This window comes from Bacillus cereus group sp. MYBK227-1, assembly GCF_051916325.1.
Taxonomy (GTDB): Bacteria; Bacillota; Bacilli; order Bacillales; family Bacillaceae_G; genus Bacillus_A; species Bacillus_A cereus.
The window spans coordinates 118,336-139,257 of sequence record NZ_JBQAGK010000003.1 but is presented as its reverse complement, the minus strand read 5'-3'; the positions used below and the strand labels follow the sequence as shown (position 1 = coordinate 139,257).

Below are 20,922 nucleotides of genomic sequence, written 5' to 3'. Positions count from 1 at the left end.
AGGTGCATTGATGAGTAAAGTTCAAGAAAAATATCAAATATCTCCTATCTTTGTTTTCTTCTTAATTCACGGTGCACAGTTTGGTGCTGGAGTTCTCGGATTCGCTCGAATCATCGCAAAGGCCGCTGGATACGACGGATGGATGGGAGTTATAATCACAGGAATTTTCATCCATATTCTTATATGGATGATGTATGTCTTATTAAAAGAAACAAATGGGAATTTAGTTGATTTACATCGGCAAACATTTGGAAAATGGCTAGGAAATGGCATTAGCATCATCTTTATGGCTTATTTTTTAATCGTTAGTATTTCGGTCATCCGAACATATGTTGAAATTATTCAAGTATGGATGTTTCCTACCGCTTCCACCTTTATGTTAACACTCTTTTTATGCTTAGTTAGCTATTACATTATCTCTTCTGGATTTCGTGTAATTACCGGTATTTGCGTCATCTCTGTTGGTGGTACATTAGGATACTTATTTCTAAGCTTATTCGTTTTGAAATATTCACATTGGGATAATTTACTACCTATATTCACACATTCTTTTTCAGACATTTTAAAATCCGCTCAACTGTCAATCTACAGTATGACCGGTTTTGAAATTTACCTCATGGTGTATCCATTTGTGAAAAAGCCTATGCAATCTCATAAATACGCTCAGTTTGGAGCACTATTTTCAAATCTTCTATATTTATTTAGCACCCTTTTAGCCTTTGCATTTTTTAGTGAAAAACAATTGTTAAAAACGATATGGGCCCAACTTTCTATGACCCAAGTCATTCAATTACCATTTATAGAAAGACTCGAATATATTGCAATTTCAGGCTATGCACTCGTTATTATTTCAAGTTTCATCCTCCCTTTATGGGCGTCAATGAGAGGAACACATGAAATATTCCGTGTAAAACAAAGGGGTATTTTAATTGCTTTTATCTTTATCACTCTCATTGTTTCGCAACTTTTAACCAACAGACACGATATTAATAACTTTATTAGTAATGTATCAAAAGTTAGTTTTTGGCTCATTTATGTATACATCCCAATCCTATTTATTATTGTGTGGGTGAAAAGAAAATGGAAAAAATCAAAAGCACAAGCAAATTAATACTTATTTCTTGTATAACATTCTTCAGTCTAATTGGATGTTTACAAAAAAATATTATCGATGATGTACAACTTATTCAAGGAAGCGTTTTTGATGTCGCAAAAGATAATAAAGTAAAAGTGACATTCGTTTGTCCCATTCAGAAAAAAGGAAATAAAGTTCAAGTTTTTGAAGGCAGTGCAAATGCAGTAAAACAAGTAAAAGCAGACACATCTTTAGAGTCTTCTCAACCATTTGCTAGCGGACAAATGCGTGTCGCTCTATATACAATAAGGCTTGCCAAAACAGGAATGTCTACTTCATTCGATACATTACTTCGAGATGTGAATATAGGGAACGCTTTATATGCTGCTTTATTAGATGGGAATGGTACTGAACTTTTAAAGGGCAAATATTCGACTTCATACAACGTTGCAATTTATATAAAAAAATTGCTAGAACATAACATGGAGACCGGACCTTTACCAGCGGATAATCTACATATAGGAGCATTTCGCTATTATCAAGAAGGAAAAGACTACTATATTCCCATTCTAAAGAAGCATGGTGATAAAATAAAAATTACCGGAATTGGCCTTTTTAAAAAAGATAAATATATCGGTAAAATTGCGGAAAAAGATATGTTCATATTTAAAGGACTATTAGAGAAACATAAATTAGATTCACATGAATTTAAAACAGATTCTGCGTACGTAATGATTAATAATATTCGTTCTGTTCCAACTTACGATATAAAAATTAAAAACGGAAAGCCTTCTTTTTTCATTAACGTTCGTCTTGATGCACGTATTCAAGAACTATCAAAACAAATTAACTTAGAAAATAACAAGAACACAAAAAACATTGAAAAAGATGTCCAAAAACAATTAGATAAACAAGCTGCTAAGTTAATTAAGCAACTTAAATCTTTAGGCGTCGACCCTCTCGGGCTAGGTGCAAAGTATAAGCAACATTATCGCCCATTCAAATTAGAAGAATGGAGACAAATGTATAAAGATGTTCCGGTTCATATAAAATACACCGTAAATATTACAAATTCTGGTGTCATTGAATGAGAAATGATTGAACTCCTCTCTCCAGCATGATACAACGGAGAGAGGAGTTTTTTTATTATCAAATAGAGAGAGAAGATATTTATGGGGGAGCTTATGTCTAAAAAATTAGTAAAGCCTATTTTAAATGGTATTTTATTTCTCGGCGTCTTTTTATTTGCTCATACATACTTAAAAAATGTTTCCTTCACACGTTACTTGCTTGTCGTTATACCAATGTTACTGGTCGGTATTTTTGGCATCGATCTTATTTCATCCCTTTTAATAAAAAAAGAAGAATAACGAGCGAACATCTTATTTCGATAAGATGTTCTTTTCATTTCATAATCACCTTATGTTACAATAAACTTCGGCATAACGTAAGAAAGGATGAAACAACATGACAAACGAAAAAGGTTTAGATAAAGGATACGAACTTGTTGCGAAAATGCATGAAGTATTCGGACATCCTGTGACAAATACTCCAACAAAATTAACAGAAGAGCGTGCAAAAATCCGTGCAAGTTTTATGCAGGAAGAACTAGAAGAATTTCTAGAGGCAACGACTGTTGAAGATCAATACGATGCACTGATTGACCTTATTTACTTTGCATTCGGAACGTTTGCAGAAATGGGCGTACGTCCAGATAAAGGATTCGAAATTGTAAACAACGCCAACATGGCAAAACTATTCCCTGATGGGAAGCCTCGATTCCGTGAAGGTGACGGTAAAATTCTAAAACCTGAAGGCTGGCAAGCACCAGAACCACAACTTCGTGCTGAAATTGAACGTCAGCGTCAAGAAGCTGAAAAAAACTGCTAGGATTTCCTAGCAGTTTTTTATTATGTCTTTTTTTCTGGCAATCATTAATGACCCACGTGTCCCGCATGTCCTGCAGCTCCACTAATGCTAGCCGCTCCTGCTGCTGCCCCCGCTCCTCCTGCTCCAATTCCACCTGTCCAAGGAGAAGATTGTTGTTGTTGGTATTGTTGGTGTTGTTGATGTTGTTGGCCTTGGTAACCTTGATGACCATGTTGACCTTGGTGACCGTGGTGGCCTTGATGGCCGTGGTGATGTACTTGTTGTTGATGATGTCCATGATGACCGTGGTGACCTTGGTGGTGATGGTGGCCATGATGACCATGTTGACCTTGGTGGCCGTGGTGGCCATGGTGACCATGGTGATCTTGATGAATTTGATAAAGAACAGCCTGCGGATGTATATGATGGTGTCCGTGGTGATGTACTTGTTGTTGATGATGTCCATGATGACCGTGGTGACCTTGGTGGTGATGGTGGCCATGATGGCCATGGTGTCCTTGGTGGTGATGGTGGCCATGATGACCGTCGTGGTGGCCATGGTGACCGTAAAAACCTTGTGGATAACCACCTACTCCTCCAACGAAAGATGGGAATGTAGTTGGTACGCCTACTGGTACTCCTCCCGCTGCTCCGCCTACAAATGTTGGGATTCCTGTTTGCACTCCAGCTACTGATGATGGAAATCCTCCTGTTAATGTTGGAATTCCAGTTTGCGCTCCAGCTACTGATGTGGAAAATCCTCCAGGTGTTCCACCCATCCAGCTCGGAATTCCGCCATATCCTTGTTGTCCGCCTCCCATTAACATCATTTGTTCATAACTATCCGATCCACCTCCGAAAAAGCCATGTGGTGCATTATTGTCCATCCCTTTCATTCCTTTCACCTCTTCTACTCAATTTAGCCTACCTTTTTTATCATATTTCCTATAGAAAAATAGGTGTTTGTCTGTATTGGAATTCCGCTCTTTTATTTGTACGTATTGGAATAATTGAAAACTTAGACTAGGGTGATCCAGAGATTATTTTCTACACAAAAAAGCTCAGAGTATACATACTCTGAGCTTTTATTTAGAATAAATTAATTTGCAACAACATTAACAAGTTTTCCAGGAACAACAATTACTTTACGAACTGTTTTCCCTTCAATTTGGTCTTGAATTGCTTCAAGTGCAAGTTGTTCCATTTCTTCTTTTGATGCGTCTTTACTCATTGTTAGTTTTGCACGAACTTTACCCATAACTTGAACAACAATTTCAACTTCATCTTCTACAAGTTTAGACTCATCAAATGTTGGCCAGCTTGCATATGTGATTGTTTCATTGTATCCAAGTTTGCTCCATAGCTCTTCCCCGATATGAGGTGCAACTGGTGCAATCATTTTTACGAAACCTTCTACATATTCTCTCGGAAGTGTTTCAGCTTTGTATGCATCGTTGATGAATACCATCATTTGAGAAATCGCTGTGTTGAAGCGAAGCTCTGCATAGTCTTCTGTTACTTTCTTCACTGTTTGATGGTAAGCTTTTTCAAGCTCTTTATTTGGTGCGTCAGTAATTTTCTCACTTAATTCACCGTTATCTTGAACGAATAGACGCCATACGCGGTCTAGGAAACGACGAGCTCCGTCAAGACCATTTTCAGACCAAGCAATTGAAGCATCTAATGGTCCCATGAACATTTCGTATAGACGAAGTGTATCTGCACCGTGGCTTGCTACGATATCATCAGGATTTACAACGTTACCTTTTGATTTACTCATTTTCTCGTTGTTTTCACCTAGAATCATACCTTGGTTGAATAATTGTTGGAATGGCTCTTTCGTTGGAACTACACCGATATCGTATAATACTTTATGCCAGAAACGAGCATATAGTAAGTGAAGTACGGCATGTTCTGCACCACCGATATAAATATCAACTGGAAGCCATTGTTTTACTTTTTCAGGATCTACAAGTGCTTCGCTATTGTTTGGATCGATGTAACGTAGGTAGTACCAGCAGCTACCAGCCCATTGCGGCATTGTGTTCGTTTCACGACGACCTTTTTTACCAGTCTCAGGATCAACAACATTTACCCACTCGTCAATGTTAGCAAGTGGTGATTCACCTGTACCTGAAGGACGGATGTTTTCTGTTTTCGGAAGAACTAATGGTAATTCCTCTTCTTTCACAGCTGTCATTGTACCATCTTCCCAGTGAATTACTGGAATTGGTTCACCCCAGTAACGTTGACGGCTGAATAACCAGTCACGTAGACGGTACGTTACTTTTTGATTTCCTGCGCTCGTTGCTTCAAGCCATTCAATCATTTTTGCGATTGCTTCTTCTTTATTTAATCCATCAAGGAATGCTGAGTTTACGTGTGCACCATCACCTGTGTACACTTCTTTCGTAATATCTCCGCCTTTTACAACTTCCTTCATTGGAAGATTAAATACTGATGCGAATTCATAGTCACGCTCATCGTGAGCTGGAACTGCCATTACAGCACCTGTTCCGTAAGTTGCAAGAACATAGTCAGCGATCCAGATTGGTAATTTCTCACCGTTTACTGGGTTAACTGCGTAAGCACCAGTGAATACACCAGTTTTCTCTTTCGCAAGTTCTGTACGCTCTAGGTCACTCTTCATTTTTACAGCGTTAATGTAAGCTTCTACCGCTTCTTTTTGTTCTGCTGTTGTAATTTCTGCAACAAGTGCATGTTCTGGAGCTAGTACACAGTATGTTGCACCAAATAATGTATCAGGGCGCGTTGTGAAAACTGTGAATTTCTCGTCTGTACCATCGATGTTGAAGTGTACTTCTGCACCTTCAGAACGACCGATCCAGTTACGTTGCATATCTTTTAAGCTTTCAGGCCAATCAAGCTCATCTAGATCTTCTAATAGACGATCTCCGTAAGCTGTAATTTTTAACATCCACTGTCTCATCGGACGACGCTCAACTGGATGTCCACCACGCTCACTCTTACCGTCAATGATTTCTTCGTTTGCAAGTACTGTACCAAGTGCTGGGCACCAGTTTACAGGTACTTCATCAACGTAAGCTAAGCCTTTTTCAAATAGTTTTAGGAAGATCCATTGCGTCCACTTATAGTAGTTTGGATCTGTTGTATTTACTTCACGGTCCCAATCGTAAGAGAAACCTAATGATTTAATTTGGTTACGGAATGTATTAATATTATGCTCTGTAAATTCAGCTGGGCTGTTTCCAGTATCAAGTGCATATTGCTCTGCTGGAAGACCAAATGCATCCCATCCCATTGGATGCAGAACGTTATATCCTTGCATACGCTTCATACGAGATAAAATATCTGTCGCTGTATAACCTTCTGGATGTCCTACGTGTAAGCCTGCACCTGATGGATATGGGAACATATCTAGTGCATAAAATTTTGGTTTTTCTGTCTCATCTGGCGTACGGAATGTTTTATTCTCTTCCCAGTACCCTTGCCACTTCTTCTCAATTTCTTGATGATTAAAGCTCATGAGATACCCTCCTTGAAATTCTATTTATTTTCACCGCCCAAAATACAAAAAACCTCTCATCCCTAGAAAGGGACGAGAGGTTATAGATTCCCGCGGTACCACCCTAAATTAATGTACAAATATACATTCGCTTAGATCCGTAACGTGGATTAACGGCAATTGCTACTATTAGTTTCACAACTGCAACTCAAAGGCGAGTTCATAACGAAACGTGGATTGACTTGCACCGACCGTCAACTCTCTAAACCAGCTTCTATTACTACTACTCCTTCTCACTGTTATTACACATATAAGTTAAGTGAACTATCCTTCACCTAGTATCTCTTAAGAGCTTACTTAAAGCGAGGACTTCTCGGTTAATCGTTACTCTTAATAACTAACGAATTCATCTTAAGACAGCCGAGCTATCTCCCTTGTTCTAAAGGTTGTTTTATTTAAATATATTCTAAAACATGTTACATGTTCCGTCAAACTAAACTGCAATTTTTTCTTCAACTGTTTCTTCTACTTTTACTCGTTTATCATAAATGCTCGTTGCTATAAGCGCTACTACAAGCATTACCATGATTGCTATAAACAATACTTCCATATTGTATAAATCCACAATTGCTCCGCCAACGACCGGTCCGAACATTTTCCCTACAGTCGCCGCACTATTTACGACACCTTGATAAAATCCTAATTTATCTTTTGGTGCAAGTATATTTGCAATCGTTGGAACCGCAGGCCATACAAATAACTCACCAATTGTTAATGTTACCATCGCAACGAGGAACATCGTAAATTGCTGCGCTTGACTTAACACAATGAATGACGCCGCAAAAATGAAGATTCCAATCATAATTTGCTGTTTTAAAGAACGCTTCATCCAACGAATTAGCATACTAACAAGTGGTTGCGCACAAACAATCATCGCTCCGTTTATCGTCCATAGTAAACTATAGTGACGAAGGCTAATATTCAATTCTTGCATATGTGTTGCAATCGCTCCTTGCCACTGTACGTATGTAACCCAGCATAAAGCATATGCTACACACACGATAAGAAGTGCTTTAAATCCAGGTGTAAGTGACCACCCTTTTTTCGTTTCGACTTCTTTTTGCACTCCTGGCTCTTTCTTGTCTTCCATACCGCGGAATCCAATAAAAGCAATTAAAAAGAAAACAAAGTATAAAATAAAATTCGCTAAGAAAATATAATCAAAACGATACGATGCAACTAATCCACCACATGCTGTTCCGATCGCAATACCAACATTTTGTCCAACGTACATCGCATTAAATGCCCGTCTTCCGCCTTCTGGCCAAACCGTACCAACCATCGCATACATCGATGGGAAGACCATTCCAGAACCGAAGCCGATTAACGCTAGCCATACAACATATAACGGCCAACCGTGGAAGAACACAAGACCTAAAATCGATACAAGTGTAATCACAATCCCTACTAAAGTTGATTTATAACCGCCCCATTTATCAAATAAAACACCGCCGAGCAAGTTTCCGATTACACCAGTAAGCGAATTGATCATTAATACCATTCCGGCCACAGATAAAGATTTTCCTAGGTGATCATGCAAATAAATTGTATTAAAAGGCCATAAAAAAGAAGCACCCGTGACATTAATAATCATCCCAGCTACTAATAGCCATACTTTCCTTGGCATAGTTTCCCCTCCTATTCTATTTTTTTCGTTCATATATATAACAGTAAAATTGTAGTCGTTTTTAAATAGGAAGGCAACTGATTAATAGTTGATGAAATTCAGATAATGGTTCGACGGTAAATGAAATTATACTGTTTGCTTCTTGGATTATATCAGCGATTATTAAAATATATCGACTTACCGACAAAAAATGACAACAGTAACAATGTATAAAGAGGCTGTATGAACTTCATGCAGCCTCTTTATACTATCCAACTTCCTTTTCTCGCTTCGCACTTTCTTTAGCGCTCCATTTAAATATTTTATCTAATAAGGAATATATTCTCCCAGATTCTTTCGTTAACAAAGGTCCTAACGATGCTAATATTAAAACATACAAAGCTGAGAATGGTTTAATAGTTGCCATTAAGCCGCCCGCAATTCCAATATTCGCGACGATAATGGAAAATTCTCCGCGTGATACAAGTGTTAAACCGATATTCGTAGAAGCCTTATGCGATAACCCAGCTTTACGCCCCGCAACCATTCCAGCAGTAAAATTACCGATAAGAGTAATGAAAACTGCTCCTAATGCCAACCACACTGCTCCTCCAAGTGAAAATGGATCTATACTTAAACCGAAGCTGAAAAAAAATATAGCTCCAAAGAAATCACGAAACGGAACAACGAGCTGTTCAATTCGATCACTATGCTCTGTTTCAGAAAAGACGAGCCCCAATAATAATGCTCCAATCGCCTCCGCGACATGAATCGTTTCTGAAAATCCTGCTACAAAGAACAAAATAGCGAATATTACGATAATAAAAATTTCATTGGACGAAATATCTAACATTTTATTTAAAAATCGTGTAGCTTTTCTAGCAACTACAAAGAATAGTAGCATATACCCTACTGCGATTAAAATAGATGTAAGAGCCCCTACAAGTGACGTTGCCCCTCCGAGTACTAATCCTGAAATGACTGATAAATATACGGCTAAAAAGATATCATCAAACATAATGATTCCTAAAATTAGCTCCGTCTCTTTATTACCAGATCTTCTTAAATCAACAATTACTTTCGCAACAATTGCACTCGATGAAATTGTTATAATCCCAGCAATAATTAATGTTTCTAATAAGGGGAAACCCATTATATATCCGTAAAGTAAACCTAATATAAAATTAAGCGATATATGAACAGTTCCCCCAAAAGCAATTGATTTTCCTGATTTAATTAATTTTTTAATTGAGAATTCTAAGCCTAAATAGAATAAGAGGAATATAACGCCAACACGGCCGAGGAAGGAAATAACTTCTCCGCTTTCAATAAATCTTAAATCGATAAGCCCTAAATCTGGCGCATGTGGCCCCACTAGCATACCGAGTATAATGAGAAACGGAATAATCGAGAACTTTAACTTTGCAGCGAGAATAGCTGCAAAAGCGACTAATACTAACGCAGTCCCAACTTCAAAGATTAAAGTATCCATCGATTATGAATCCCCTCCTACTGAAAGCAACTCATTAATAATTCTTTTTACTTCATGTCTTTCACCTGATAGTACGAGCATATCGCCAGCTTCAATGATAGATTCTGGGCCTGGATTAAAGAACTTCTTCATATTCTTTTTCAAAATGGCAATAATCGTTACGTTATATGTGTTTCGGACATGTAAACTACCAATTGTTTTTTGTACGACTGGTGCATTATTTTCCACCTTAAACCACTCAATTGATAATCCTTCAAAGGCCATTTCAATCGTATCTAAAGCTTGTGGTCTATATACCATTCCGCCCAATATAGCTGCAATTTGTCTCGCTTCGGAATCACGAAGAGAGACGCTTGAAATACTCTCCTCATGATCAGCATCAAAATGGTACATTTCTCTTCGGCCATCATCATGAATAACGATAACCATCTTTTCATTACCTTTTGTAATCACTTCAAACTTACATCCAATACCCGGCAGTTCACTCTCTCTAATATTCATATTTTCCGCCTCCTAATTCTTTTAGTTACGGCTTTTATAAATCGACATCAATCTCCGTTTTAAAGGTCTCATCCTTTGAAATACCTAAATACTTTAGCGTCTCTGATGGAGTCGCGTGATGAAAATGTTTTTGCAACAGCGCAATCGCTATCCCTCTTTTGTACGCATGAAATCCGAACGTTTTTCGCATTGAATTCGTTCCGATCTTACCAACAACTCCAACTGCTTCTGCAGCATTATGAATTACACGATACGCTTGTTGGCGCGTAATTGAATTTGGCGTTTTATTAGATTGAAATACGTAATTTTCTCTTTTAACGCCAATAGATTGTACGTAATCTAAAAGCGCTTCTTTTACTTTTGTATTTAAATAAATATCTTGTTTAAATTTTTCATCTTTCACAGGAAGAGTATAAAACTCTTTAACAGTCCCATCTTCATTTAATACATCTTCAAATTTCATGCTAAGTAATTCTGTAATTTTTAATCCTGTGTTAATTCCAATAACAAATAAAAGATAATCTCGCTGGGAGTGCTCTTTTAAATATTTTTTCATAGCCTCAATTTGGCTTATATCTTTTAATGCCTCTACAACTTCCATACATGTATTCTCCTCATCTTATGAACGGTAATTTTCTCATTATGTTGTCCATTTTACCTTATCATGCTATGAGATTTCCATGTGTTATCCATTATTTTCACAATATACTCAGGTGGTTCTGAAAACTTTCAATGTGGAAACTTACGATTGTATAAATACGTTGCGGTAAAAAATGTGGGGATAAAAGTTCAGCTTCTTTCTACAGATTGGATTCCTCCTTTCCTTATACAGCTACTTCTACTTTTATATTACGTTACTTACTTGCATTATATTATATATATATCAGTAACATTAAAGTGTTTTTTCTGAAAATAATAAAAACCGAGCGTTTTTGCTCGGTTTTTATTATTAATCTTCTTTCGGAAGAACAATTCCTTTATACAATTGAACTGTAATGAAGTAATAAATCGCATAAATAACTACGAAAATTACGATTGGTACCCAAATACGGAAGTACGGATCGATTAAAATAAATCCGAAAATATTCATACCAACTAATACGTGAGCGATACCCACAATTGCTGGGAATAAGAATACTAAGAATAACTCTTTATAAATCGATTTCGTTAATAACTCACGGCGCACACCGATTTTACGGAGCATTTGATAACGCGTAATATCTTTTGATGCACCAGAAAGAATTTTAAACATAAGACAGCTTGCCATCATTGCTAAGAACGCAATTCCAAGGAAGAATCCCATAAACACTGTTCCGCTCGCAAAGCCGTAGAACATGTCATACATTTGATGTTTACTATTCATTTGTTCAGCTTTTACATTTTTATATTTATCTAGTTGCAACTCGTCAATTTTTTTCCATTCTTTTTCATATGTTAAGAAATCATCTACTTTTCCGATAAATGCTATACCTTCTTTACCATTTATCTCATCGTACATTTTTTGATTTACAATTTTAATTGCATGATCCTGATGTACATAGAATGGTTGGATTGTTCTGAAAGCCTCGTCCCATTCTTGTGGAAGTTCTTTCGCATTCGCATCTTTTTCATTCATTTCTCTAGCAACTGCACCTACTGGTAGTTCCTCTGAGACTTTTTTCGTTTTCACGCCATCCTTCATCGACTTCATATTTTCCATATCTCTTATTACAGGACGATTTTTCTCTAAATCCTCTTTTACATAGTAAACGTATTTATCATCGATTTTGTAACGATATTCATTTTTCTCTTTAAATGTAATACCATTTAAAATTTTCTTTTCTTCAGCCGTTGGATTAGGAACTACTGAATCATAAATTTCAAATCCATCAACCATTTTTATAACGTTATTTTTAAACGCCATACCGCCTGAAATTGCACCAGCTCCGAGCGCAACTAACATTGCTACCGTCGCAAGCACCTTCGTTAAACTATTAATACGGAAATTTAATTGTGCAAATGTAAAAGCGTTAAGTCCTTTTTCACTACGCTTTTTATTACTCTTTAACTTTTTAATAAAGACCGGGAGAAGTGATCCAAACAGCATGTAAGTACCAGCTGTCGTTGTAATTAATGCAATAATGATTCCCATTTCTCTTAGTTTTTCCATGTAAATCATTGATGCATAGCCCATTCCTAATAAAATAACCGCAAGGAATGCAACTACACCTGTCATTTTTCCTTTTACTGCAACACGTTCTGTTTGTGCGTCTGCATGTACAAGTTGCAGGACAGAAATACGTGATAATTTAATACTGTTCATAATTGCCGATAATACAAATAGTGCAAAGAAGAAGATGCACGTAACAGTCATAGATGGCAGATAAAATGCTTTATAGCCTTCACCAGCAAATTCTAATTGTTTCATTAATAATTGACCGATACCTTCTGCAAGTCCTACACCAACTGCAATTCCAATTGCAAGAGACGCGGCGCCTAATACAATTGTCTCAATAAACATAAGTAATGTAACTTTATGCTTTTTTGCTCCTAACATCATATACATACCAAACTCTTTTTGACGAAGAGATAGTAAGAAAGAGTTCGCATACAAAATATAGAAGAACGTTATAATAGCTAGTAAAAATGAACCTGCTTGGAATACAAATCCAATTTGACCAATAGTAGAATTTTCCTTAAGGAAGGCCTCGTTTAACGCTAATGTTTGAAACATATAAAAAATTGAAATGGACATGACAAGACCAACAAGTAAGACGATATAATCTTTCAGCTTACTTTTTAGCCCTGACATGGAAAGTTTAAATAACATGCTCTAGAACCTCCCTTCTTACGCTTTTTGTGTGCCTAAGTCCGCAAGCACATCTAAAATTTCTTTATAAAACTCTTCACGTGTACCGCCGCGGTGAATTTCTTTATATAGCTCACCATCTTGAATGAATAAAATACGCTGACAGTAACTTGCACTGTACGGATCATGTGTAACCATCATAATAGATACGCCTTGATCTTTATTTAAGTTTGTCATCGCATCAAGTAAACTCGTTGCATTTTTAGAATCAAGCGCTCCTGTTGGCTCGTCCCCTAAAATAATTGCCGGCTCATGCACTAAAGCACGCGCTGCTGCCGAACGTTGCTTTTGCCCACCAGATACTTCAGATGGGTACTTTTGAAGTATTTCTGTAATCCCTAACATATCCGCTACTTTCTCGACTTTTGGTCCAATGTTACGTGATGGAACACCTTGCAAGGAAAGTGGAAGTGCAATGTTTTCATAAATAGATAAGTTTTCTAACAAATTAAAATCTTGGAAGATGAATCCTAATTTTTGTGAACGGAAATCAGAAAGCTCACCTTGCTTCATTTTTGTAATATCCGTACCCGCAATTTCAACAACGCCGCCCGTTGCTTTATCTAATGTTGAAATTACATTTAATAATGTCGTTTTACCAGAACCAGATGGTCCCATAATTCCAACAAACTCACCCTCTTGAATTGAGAATGACACACCTTTTAACGCGTGTGATTGGTTCTCACCTTTTTTACCGTACACTTTTTGAACGTTTTTCACGTCTACAACTGGTTTCGTCATATATATCCTCCTACGCTTGTTTTTCCATTACCTATTCTGCGCCTTTTGGAGGTGAACTGCTATTTGTTAACATTACATTTACCTTACACTTTTGTAATATAAAGAAGGTGGGCGTGTAAGTTTGGCTTTTACTACTTTGAATATTAGTGACATATCGAATCGGTAAATGAAATTATATCGGCGATTTTTCAAATATATCGGCGCAACTACAAAAGCTGAAAATAAAAATAGGCTGCTCCACAAAAGGAACAGCCCACTTCTCTCTTTATTTCTTTAAAGGTGTTACCGTCCAATACGTAACAACTCGCCAAATCCATTCTAATGGACCCATTTTAAAGATTTTCATCCAAATTACACTAAACACAATTTGAATTGCATAAATTGCAATACATACATATAAAGTCTGCATGTAAGTTAAGTTACCTGCAAAGTTAAATACACTACCGGCAATTAAAATCATTGCCGTTTGTCCGATATAATTTGTTAAAGCCATACGACCATAGTATTTCAATGGTGCTAATAATGTTTGAACTGGTTTTAACTGAAGTAATAAAATTAATGCTCCTACATAGAAAGCTGAAATAATTGGTCCAACAGTAATACCAATTTTTAGAAACTGGCTTGCAGCATCCATTGTTCCGTCTTCATTCATCAATATCATATTTACAAATGGGCCAGCAGGCACGTGTCCATATTGATACCATACAGCTGCCACACTTAAAACAAACATAATGCCTGTAAAAATAGCGACTTGCTTTATGTTTTTTGAAAGATTTTCAAATACACGATATTGTCCTGCAGCAAGACCTAATAAAATTAAACCAAGTGGTAATAGTTCTTTAACACCCATTACACTAAAGGCTATTGTCAAAATAAGACCAATTACTAAGTTCACTTGTTTTTTCGCTTTATAAAACGGTAAAACGATTAATCCGCAAATTGCATATAACGTTAACGCTTCTCCAGGCTGAAACATGTAATGAATCAAACCAAAAATAAATAATGCAACTACGCGGCGGAAAAATAGAACATATCCATTTTTCCCTTTCGCAATCGCTCTTGAAATAAAGATATAGAATCCCACTCCAAATAAGAATGAGAAGATTGAGAAGAAACGCCCTTCTACAAATAAGTATAAAAATCTTTGATAGCTAGCATCCACTGTGCTAGGATCTGGAATTTTAATGTTAAGTAGTGCGAGAATATTTACTAAAATAATCCCTAGTAGTGCAAAGCCACGAATGTAATCTAACTCATCAATTCGCTTGTTTATAATATTGTTCCCCATAAAGCAACTCCTTGTATAAAACTTAATCCTTCCTTACTCTACTGGAGAAAGCTGCTCGCAACTATCGACAAACCTTACATAAATCTTACATTATTGTCATATAGCAAAATAAAACCAGGTCATATTGCGACCTGGTCTACTCTGATTGTTTCGATTTTTGAGGTTGTCCTTTTTTACTATTACGCTGTTTTACTTGAACAATCGGATCAAGTTCATTCGAAAACTCAGCGTTATGTCCATTTTGTGTTTTTTGTTCTGGGTTATTTTGATCTGAACGTTTCGCCATTACATTCACTCCTTATTAGTGCGGTGTAATAATCATTTGATGTTGCAATTGGCGAATTGCCATACGTGCTCTATTTAATTGCTCACGTTGCTCATCATTTGCATGTTGTTGCATCGTTTGTAAATCGTTATACGCTTGTTCTAATTGTAACTGCGCATCCGAATACTCCATCGTATTATAATGCTCTTGTCTCATACCTTGGTCTAATTGTTCTTTCGCATATTCCACCGCTTGTTCCGCTTGTGTAATATACGATTCAAGTGATTGACGCTCTGCCATAATTGTCCCTCCTTGCTTCAATTCCCCTTTAGTGTGTCCCTTCCTTATGAACCTTATGAGTATGTTATAATGGATTTTGTGTTATTTTGACTCGGCTTAGGAGGGAAAGTAATGAAGGTTCAAAACCCTTTTCCATATACAAACGACAATAAACGTTATCATACATGGAATTATCATTTACGAAATGAATTTGGTGAAAAAATCTTTAAAGTTTCATTAGATGCTGGCTTCGATTGCCCGAACCGTGACGGTACAGTTGCTTATGGCGGTTGTACATTTTGCAGTGCTGCTGGATCTGGTGACTTCGCTGGCGATCGCCGCGATGATGTTATAACGCAATATCATGAAATGAAAGAAAAAATGCGCTCAAAGTGGAAAGACGGAAAATGTATCGCTTATTTCCAGGCGTACACAAATACACATGCACCACTTGAAGTGTTAAAAGAAAAATTCGAACCGCTTCTAGTAGAAAAAGACGTTGTCGGTCTTTCTATTGCGACTCGTCCAGATTGTTTACCGGACGATGTTGTTGAATATTTAGCGGACTTAAATAAACGCACTTACCTTTGGGTTGAACTCGGACTACAAACCGTCCATGAACGTACTGCAAATCTTATTAATCGTGCTCACGATTATCCTTCTTACGTTGAAGGTGTAAATAAATTACGTAAGCACGGCATTAAAGTTTGTTCTCATATTATTAACGGCCTTCCACTTGAAGATTACGACATGATGATGGAAACAGCTCGTGAAGTAGCGAAGCTTGATGTACAAGGAATTAAAATCCACTTACTTCACTTATTAAAAGGAACGCCAATGGTGAAGCAATATGAAAAAGGACAACTCGAGTTCCTTTCTCTTGAGGATTACGTAAGTCTCGTTGTTGACCAACTTGAAATGATTCCAGAAGACGTAATTGTGCACCGCATCACAGGTGACGGTCCGCCTGATTTAATGATTGGTCCAATGTGGAGCTTAAATAAATGGGAAGTATTAAATTCCATTGATGCAGAATTTGTACGCCGCGGAAGCTGGCAAGGAAAATATGCAAATGAGGAGAAACAAAAATGAAATTAGAACGTGTATTACCGTTTGCTCGCACTCTCTTGCAAACAGCAGTAAAAGAAGGCGATTACGCTGTAGATGCAACTTTAGGAAACGGCCATGACACTTGCTTCCTAGCTGAAATCGTTGGAGATAACGGAAAAGTATTTGGATTTGATATTCAAAAAGAGGCAATTGAAAGCTCAACAACTCGTCTAAAAGAAAAAGAACTTTTCGAACGTACTGTTTTAGTTCACGATAGTCACGATACACTTCTATCCGTATTACCAGAAGATGCAAAAGGAAAAGTAACAGGCGCAATTTTCAACTTAGGTTACCTTCCAGGCGGAGACAAGCATATCGTTACAAAACCGAACTCAACAATCTCAGCGATCGAACAATTATTAGAAGTAATGGCACCTGAAGGTATCATCGTCCTTGTTATTTACCACGGACACCCAGAAGGACAAGTAGAACGGGACGCTGTTCTCAAATTTGCCGAAGAATTAGACCAAAAACAAGCACACGTACTGCGCTACGGCTTCATTAACCAACAAAATAACCCGCCATTTATTGTGGCGATTGAGAAGCGATAATATATCAACGATTTTTCAATTATATCTATCGTAACTCGGGATATATCAACGATTTTTTCGATATATCTATCATAACTTACAATATATCAACGATTTCTCAGATATATCGATTGTTCGACAAAACATAACAAAAAAAGACGTGCATACATTGCACGTCTTTTTGTTATTCTCCTATATAATGGATGTAAACATTCTTAAAGGAGACGAAACAATGATCGGAATACTAGCAGGAATGGGACCAAAATCAACTGGGCCATTCGTCGATACAGTTGTAGCAAGGTGCCAAACAATATACGGAGCAAAGTATGATATGGACTTTCCTCATATGATGATTTATTCGTGCCCAACACCGTTTTACATGGATCGCCCTATTGATCACGAAGCGATGAAAAAAGCAATTATTGAAGGAGCACAAAAACTTGAAAGTACTGGCGCAAGCTTTATCGCTATGCCGTGCAATACGGCGCATCTTTATTTCGAGGAATTACAGCATTCTCTGTCCATTCCGATTTTAAATATAGTCGATGAGACGTTACAAGCAATTCCTAAAAACATAAAAAGAGTCGCTCTTCTTGCAACGGAAGCAACTGTTCAAGCTGGGATTTACCAAGATGGGATTGCAAAACGGAATATAGAATACATTCATTATGAAAAATGGCAAACGATGATTAATCAAATTATTACGTATATTAAAAGCGGGGAAGTTGAAAAAGCTCGCAAATTATGGAGCGCGCTCGTTGTGCAGTTGAAGGATGAAGTAGATACCGTAATTATCGCATGTACTGATTTGAATGTGGTGGCGAGTGAGGATTTTGTTGATTCCTCTCAATGTCTTGCTAATGCGGTTGTTAGGATGTATCTATCAAATACAAAGAAATCTTCATAAACATAGAAAACATCCCTTTTGAAATGTGTTTTATGTTTTATGAAAATCATCCCCAAAACTTTTAACTTTCTTCACAATTCTTTCAAAGTAATCACACTTAATCCCGCTATATTAAATAAGTAGTTATTCATATAGGGAAGGTTAGGGGAACAAAGAGTATGAAAGTAAATCGTTCGCTTCATTACATTTTTTGGCGTTGGCATTTTTATGCTGGGCTTTTTATTACGCCGCTTCTTATTACGTTGTCACTGAGCGGAATTGGGTATTTATTTCGGGAGGAAGTTGAAGATTTCATCTATAAAGATTTATATTTTGGGAAGAGTGCTCAAACAGAATCTATTTCGATGTCTGATTCTATTTCCTTAACAGAGAAAAAATATCCACATTATAGCGTGGCGAAAATTAGTGAGTTTAATGGGGATTATAATACGAGACTTACCATTGCAAATGAGTATACTGGGCAACAAAAATATGTGTATTTAGACAGCAATAATCAAATTGTTGGGGATCAAAATGCAAGTGAAACGTTTGCCAATATAATGAGGGAATTACATAGTTCTCTTTTAGTTGGTGGCACTGTCGTAAACTATACTGTAGAACTCACGGCATGCTGGACAATCTTTTTAATCGTAACCGGATTGTACATGAGTATACGACAATTCAAAAACACACCATCATCCAATAAGCGAGAAAAAGCAAAAAGACGTCATTCTATTATCGGTATTATATTTACAATTCCTCTCTTTCTGCTAGTCGCATCTGGATTGCCATGGTCAGGATTTATGGGGAACCAAATTTATAAAATCGCATCGTCAAATGAATCACTCGGATATCCAAAATTGTACATGGCTCCGCCTGAATCAAAGGTAAAAGAATTGCCGTGGGCAACAAGAAAAGAAGCTCCGCCTGAATCAAATTCAAATGAACCGAAAGCAATTTCTGTCGATACATTACAAAAAGGAATTGAAATAAAGAAACCATATGTTATTTCACTACCAGCTGATCCAAAAGGTGTATTCACCGTTTCGAAATCAAGCGGTTCTGGTATTACAGGTATGCACGTCGCACCAAATGAAGAAATAACAGCTTACTTTGATCAATATAGCGGGGAGCTCATTTCAAAAACGGACTATCGTGATTATGGATTACTTGCACAATGGTTCACTTACGGTATCCCGCTTCATGAAGGACATTTATTCGGATGGCCAAATAAAATATTATGCTTACTAACGACATTATCTCTACTACTTCTCATTTATTACGGAATAAAAATGTGGTTAGCAAGAAAGCCGAAAGGAAAATTAGCAGCACCTCCAAAACAAAGAGATAAGAAAAGTATATTCGTTTTCTTTATCATGATGGTAATACTAGGCGCTGTCATGCCTTTATTTGGACTATCTGTTTTAGTTATTTTAGCGATTGAACTTCTTATATATGTATTTTCAAAAATACGATCATAATGAAAAAGCATTTGTACCATCGTGTACAAATGCTTTTTATTTACTGTTCTCTTTTTTTCTACCACTTATTAAAAAAACAATATCTACTATAATAATCAATGCAATGATAATTTGAGCTACATAATCCATCGTTGTAGGACCGCCGGTTTTATTCATCATCATATAACAAATGAAATGGAAAGTAGCACAAGTAATGTTACTTCAATATTGTCATATAGCTTTTGAAACAATCGCTTCATTTCCACCACCATCTTTACCATATTATAACAAAAAAACCACTCTATATGAGTGGTTTTCTTCATCACTGCGCTGTTTTCTTTCGGTACATCTTCCCGTTCCAATAGAAGAATCGTGAAGTGAGGCCTCCGTACTTTACAATGCGCCGTGCCATTTTGTGCATATTCTTTTGTGCTGATACTTTTTGATCTGATAAATAAATACCAAGTAATCCTCGGCTTATAAGGCGATGAAACTTCGCATGAGGCAAATCACCAATGCTCTTCTCTGCTTCTTCTACAAAGTGTTTCATCCGATCTAATATTGCTTGCTCGTTTTCATAATAACTACAGAAATTCAAATCTCCGCCTATACGGTCTTCTTCTTGATCAATGAAATAATCAAGTAAGATATGAAGTCCTTGTACGTAAGGGAAGTACCCTTGTCTAATTTTCGCAATATCTTCATCATGTAATTCATCATGAAATGCATATGCTACAAGACAGAAAATTCCAAGTGTAGAACCGGCACATGCTGAAAATTCAAACCAACTCATCTCAGGTAAGTTTTCTTTATGTGCTTCAAACCAAGTTTTCAGGCGCGGCTCTCTTTCTTCTAACTTCACGTGTTTATGAATTTGCAAATCACAATAATAACAAGCCAGTTCATGAAGAACAGGAGCAATTTTGTCATAGTGCTTCGTTTTCTTTAAAACATCTTGGCATGTTTCAACAAGTTCATCTAAATAACCACCATCATCTTGATCATCACGATAACGATAATAATTACCGCCGCCTTCTACTTCAGGTGATAATGCCATTAACATCGATTCATGCAGTGCGGCAAAATCATTTGGATCAAGTGATGTACTGCGATCACATAAATTATCTAAATAGTCGCTGATCGTTTGATACGCTACGATAAAACGAATACATTCTTCTCGGTGTTCATTTGCTAATAGCGCTAAAATGCCACCGCCCTCACAATGAAACGTTTTATGCTCAATACTTGCGATTGCCTGACTATGAAGCTCATCATTCGGAATATGGTAGGCACGCTCTTTCCACATCGCTAGCTCATGGTGTACAACCGGAAACACATCACGGTATACTTTCGCCATGAGCGTTATGGGATTACTCGGTACGTTCACTTCTTCCTTCATCTCCTCTATTAAATGTACAAATAATG

The 20,922-nt window shown here is 37.0% G+C and carries 20 protein-coding genes, 1 pseudogene and 1 other annotated feature; of the genes and pseudogenes, 8 read left to right on the top strand and 13 right to left on the bottom strand.

Going from position 1 to position 20,922, the window contains the following annotated elements; translation table 11 throughout:
- The first annotated feature begins 10 nt into the window (after positions 1 to 10).
- The 4 genes from ACTFRM_RS13955 to ACTFRM_RS13940 all read left to right on the top strand — a co-directional run bounded on the left by ACTFRM_RS13955 (position 11) and on the right by ACTFRM_RS13940 (position 2,965).
- Entirely contained in the window at positions 11 to 1,111 is a 1,101-nt protein-coding gene (locus ACTFRM_RS13955) for a spore germination protein (RefSeq protein WP_000049053.1), read from the top strand.
- Positions 1,081 to 2,166, top strand: coding sequence for a spore germination protein GerHC (gene gerHC, locus ACTFRM_RS13950; RefSeq protein ID WP_000411389.1), 1,086 nt, complete (start codon positions 1,081 to 1,083; stop codon positions 2,164 to 2,166). Before ACTFRM_RS13955 ends, gerHC begins: the two co-directional genes overlap by 31 nt.
- Before the next feature lie 93 nt (positions 2,167 to 2,259).
- The gene (locus ACTFRM_RS13945; protein WP_000038781.1) at positions 2,260 to 2,445 is read left to right on the top strand and encodes a hypothetical protein; all 186 of its coding nucleotides are present in this window, start codon (positions 2,260 to 2,262) and stop codon (positions 2,443 to 2,445) included.
- A 97-nt stretch (positions 2,446 to 2,542) separates the two neighbouring features.
- A complete protein-coding gene (locus ACTFRM_RS13940) occupies positions 2,543 to 2,965 on the top strand; it encodes a hypothetical protein (protein ID WP_000180554.1) in 423 nt (140 codons plus the stop codon).
- A gap of 44 nt (positions 2,966 to 3,009) precedes the next feature.
- Here ACTFRM_RS13940 and ACTFRM_RS13935 read toward each other — a convergent pair whose 3' ends face one another.
- From ACTFRM_RS13935 to ACTFRM_RS13885, 11 genes are all read right to left on the bottom strand, one after another.
- Positions 3,010 to 3,840 (bottom strand): hypothetical protein, encoded by an 831-nt coding sequence (locus ACTFRM_RS13935; RefSeq protein WP_440043407.1) that lies wholly within the window; start codon positions 3,838 to 3,840, stop codon positions 3,010 to 3,012.
- A 203-nt stretch (positions 3,841 to 4,043) separates the two neighbouring features.
- Positions 4,044 to 6,452 (bottom strand): leucine--tRNA ligase, encoded by a 2,409-nt coding sequence (gene leuS, locus ACTFRM_RS13930; RefSeq protein ID WP_000009461.1) that lies wholly within the window; start codon positions 6,450 to 6,452, stop codon positions 4,044 to 4,046.
- Between the two features lie 65 nt (positions 6,453 to 6,517).
- Positions 6,518 to 6,737: a binding site (T-box leader), on the bottom strand.
- 187 nt (positions 6,738 to 6,924) lie between these two features.
- Positions 6,925 to 8,118 (bottom strand): MDR family MFS transporter, encoded by a 1,194-nt coding sequence (locus ACTFRM_RS13925; protein WP_001137561.1) that lies wholly within the window; start codon positions 8,116 to 8,118, stop codon positions 6,925 to 6,927.
- A 247-nt stretch (positions 8,119 to 8,365) separates the two neighbouring features.
- Positions 8,366 to 9,589 carry a cation:proton antiporter domain-containing protein gene (locus ACTFRM_RS13920; protein WP_025687328.1) on the bottom strand — a complete coding sequence of 408 codons (1,224 nt, stop codon included), beginning with the start codon at positions 9,587 to 9,589 and terminating at the stop codon, positions 8,366 to 8,368.
- A 3-nt stretch (positions 9,590 to 9,592) separates the two neighbouring features.
- Positions 9,593 to 10,090, bottom strand: a complete 498-nt coding sequence (locus tag ACTFRM_RS13915; protein WP_088322437.1) for a cation:proton antiporter regulatory subunit — start codon at positions 10,088 to 10,090, stop codon at positions 9,593 to 9,595.
- Between the two features lie 34 nt (positions 10,091 to 10,124).
- Positions 10,125 to 10,691 carry a tyrosine-type recombinase/integrase gene (locus tag ACTFRM_RS13910; RefSeq protein WP_000454210.1) on the bottom strand — a complete coding sequence of 189 codons (567 nt, stop codon included), beginning with the start codon at positions 10,689 to 10,691 and terminating at the stop codon, positions 10,125 to 10,127.
- Positions 10,692 to 11,039: 348 nt separating this feature from the next.
- Positions 11,040 to 12,899, bottom strand: coding sequence for an FtsX-like permease family protein (locus ACTFRM_RS13905; protein WP_440043406.1), 1,860 nt, complete (start codon positions 12,897 to 12,899; stop codon positions 11,040 to 11,042).
- 18 nt (positions 12,900 to 12,917) lie between these two features.
- On the bottom strand, positions 12,918 to 13,679 hold the full coding sequence (locus ACTFRM_RS13900; protein ID WP_000165844.1) for an ABC transporter ATP-binding protein: 762 nt from the start codon (positions 13,677 to 13,679) through the stop codon (positions 12,918 to 12,920).
- Positions 13,680 to 13,944: 265 nt separating this feature from the next.
- Positions 13,945 to 14,967, bottom strand: a complete 1,023-nt coding sequence (locus tag ACTFRM_RS13895) for a DUF418 domain-containing protein (RefSeq protein ID WP_088322438.1) — start codon at positions 14,965 to 14,967, stop codon at positions 13,945 to 13,947.
- 136 nt (positions 14,968 to 15,103) lie between these two features.
- Positions 15,104 to 15,253, bottom strand: a complete 150-nt coding sequence (locus tag ACTFRM_RS13890) for a hypothetical protein (protein ID WP_001129340.1) — start codon at positions 15,251 to 15,253, stop codon at positions 15,104 to 15,106.
- 15 nt (positions 15,254 to 15,268) lie between these two features.
- Positions 15,269 to 15,532, bottom strand: coding sequence for a YtzC family protein (locus tag ACTFRM_RS13885; RefSeq protein WP_000840869.1), 264 nt, complete (start codon positions 15,530 to 15,532; stop codon positions 15,269 to 15,271).
- A gap of 111 nt (positions 15,533 to 15,643) precedes the next feature.
- Between ACTFRM_RS13885 and ACTFRM_RS13880 the strand changes: the two genes are divergently transcribed.
- The 4 genes from ACTFRM_RS13880 to ACTFRM_RS13865 all read left to right on the top strand — a co-directional run bounded on the left by ACTFRM_RS13880 (position 15,644) and on the right by ACTFRM_RS13865 (position 19,518).
- Positions 15,644 to 16,603, top strand: coding sequence for a TIGR01212 family radical SAM protein (locus ACTFRM_RS13880; protein WP_000868039.1), 960 nt, complete (start codon positions 15,644 to 15,646; stop codon positions 16,601 to 16,603).
- Positions 16,600 to 17,172, top strand: coding sequence for a class I SAM-dependent methyltransferase (locus tag ACTFRM_RS13875; protein WP_000764489.1), 573 nt, complete (start codon positions 16,600 to 16,602; stop codon positions 17,170 to 17,172). The genes ACTFRM_RS13880 and ACTFRM_RS13875 overlap by 4 nt, the downstream gene beginning before the upstream one ends.
- Before the next feature lie 211 nt (positions 17,173 to 17,383).
- Positions 17,384 to 18,058, top strand: coding sequence for an aspartate/glutamate racemase family protein (locus tag ACTFRM_RS13870; RefSeq protein WP_000579351.1), 675 nt, complete (start codon positions 17,384 to 17,386; stop codon positions 18,056 to 18,058).
- Between the two features lie 158 nt (positions 18,059 to 18,216).
- The gene (locus tag ACTFRM_RS13865; RefSeq protein ID WP_088322439.1) at positions 18,217 to 19,518 is read left to right on the top strand and encodes a PepSY-associated TM helix domain-containing protein; all 1,302 of its coding nucleotides are present in this window, start codon (positions 18,217 to 18,219) and stop codon (positions 19,516 to 19,518) included.
- A gap of 36 nt (positions 19,519 to 19,554) precedes the next feature.
- On the opposite strand, the pseudogene ACTFRM_RS13860 reads toward ACTFRM_RS13865, so the two are convergent.
- Together ACTFRM_RS13860 and ACTFRM_RS13855 are read right to left on the bottom strand one after the other, a co-directional pair.
- Positions 19,555 to 19,757: pseudogene (locus ACTFRM_RS13860) on the bottom strand (hypothetical protein).
- A 62-nt stretch (positions 19,758 to 19,819) separates the two neighbouring features.
- Entirely contained in the window at positions 19,820 to 20,884 is a 1,065-nt protein-coding gene (locus ACTFRM_RS13855; protein WP_001102464.1) for a tetraprenyl-beta-curcumene synthase family protein, read from the bottom strand.
- Positions 20,885 to 20,922 lie beyond the last annotated feature (38 nt).

Excerpts from the sequence above, each read along its gene's own strand:
- ACTFRM_RS13955 (WP_000049053.1), top strand. The coding sequence starts at position 11 with ATGAGTAAAGTTCAAGAAAAATATCAAATATCTCCTATCTTTGTTTTC.
- gerHC (WP_000411389.1), top strand. The coding sequence starts at position 1,081 with ATGGAAAAAATCAAAAGCACAAGCAAATTAATACTTATTTCTTGTATA.
- ACTFRM_RS13945 (WP_000038781.1), top strand. The coding sequence starts at position 2,260 with ATGTCTAAAAAATTAGTAAAGCCTATTTTAAATGGTATTTTATTTCTC.
- ACTFRM_RS13940 (WP_000180554.1), top strand. The coding sequence starts at position 2,543 with ATGACAAACGAAAAAGGTTTAGATAAAGGATACGAACTTGTTGCGAAA.
- ACTFRM_RS13935 (WP_440043407.1), bottom strand. The coding sequence starts at position 3,840 with ATGAAAGGGATGGACAATAATGCACCACATGGCTTTTTCGGAGGTGGA.
- leuS (WP_000009461.1), bottom strand. The coding sequence starts at position 6,452 with ATGAGCTTTAATCATCAAGAAATTGAGAAGAAGTGGCAAGGGTACTGG.
- ACTFRM_RS13925 (WP_001137561.1), bottom strand. The coding sequence starts at position 8,118 with ATGCCAAGGAAAGTATGGCTATTAGTAGCTGGGATGATTATTAATGTC.
- ACTFRM_RS13920 (WP_025687328.1), bottom strand. The coding sequence starts at position 9,589 with ATGGATACTTTAATCTTTGAAGTTGGGACTGCGTTAGTATTAGTCGCT.
- ACTFRM_RS13915 (WP_088322437.1), bottom strand. The coding sequence starts at position 10,090 with ATGAATATTAGAGAGAGTGAACTGCCGGGTATTGGATGTAAGTTTGAA.
- ACTFRM_RS13910 (WP_000454210.1), bottom strand. The coding sequence starts at position 10,691 with ATGGAAGTTGTAGAGGCATTAAAAGATATAAGCCAAATTGAGGCTATG.
- ACTFRM_RS13905 (WP_440043406.1), bottom strand. The coding sequence starts at position 12,899 with ATGTTATTTAAACTTTCCATGTCAGGGCTAAAAAGTAAGCTGAAAGAT.
- ACTFRM_RS13900 (WP_000165844.1), bottom strand. The coding sequence starts at position 13,679 with ATGACGAAACCAGTTGTAGACGTGAAAAACGTTCAAAAAGTGTACGGT.
- ACTFRM_RS13895 (WP_088322438.1), bottom strand. The coding sequence starts at position 14,967 with ATGGGGAACAATATTATAAACAAGCGAATTGATGAGTTAGATTACATT.
- ACTFRM_RS13890 (WP_001129340.1), bottom strand. The coding sequence starts at position 15,253 with ATGGCGAAACGTTCAGATCAAAATAACCCAGAACAAAAAACACAAAAT.
- ACTFRM_RS13885 (WP_000840869.1), bottom strand. The coding sequence starts at position 15,532 with ATGGCAGAGCGTCAATCACTTGAATCGTATATTACACAAGCGGAACAA.
- ACTFRM_RS13880 (WP_000868039.1), top strand. The coding sequence starts at position 15,644 with ATGAAGGTTCAAAACCCTTTTCCATATACAAACGACAATAAACGTTAT.
- ACTFRM_RS13875 (WP_000764489.1), top strand. The coding sequence starts at position 16,600 with ATGAAATTAGAACGTGTATTACCGTTTGCTCGCACTCTCTTGCAAACA.
- ACTFRM_RS13870 (WP_000579351.1), top strand. The coding sequence starts at position 17,384 with ATGATCGGAATACTAGCAGGAATGGGACCAAAATCAACTGGGCCATTC.
- ACTFRM_RS13865 (WP_088322439.1), top strand. The coding sequence starts at position 18,217 with ATGAAAGTAAATCGTTCGCTTCATTACATTTTTTGGCGTTGGCATTTT.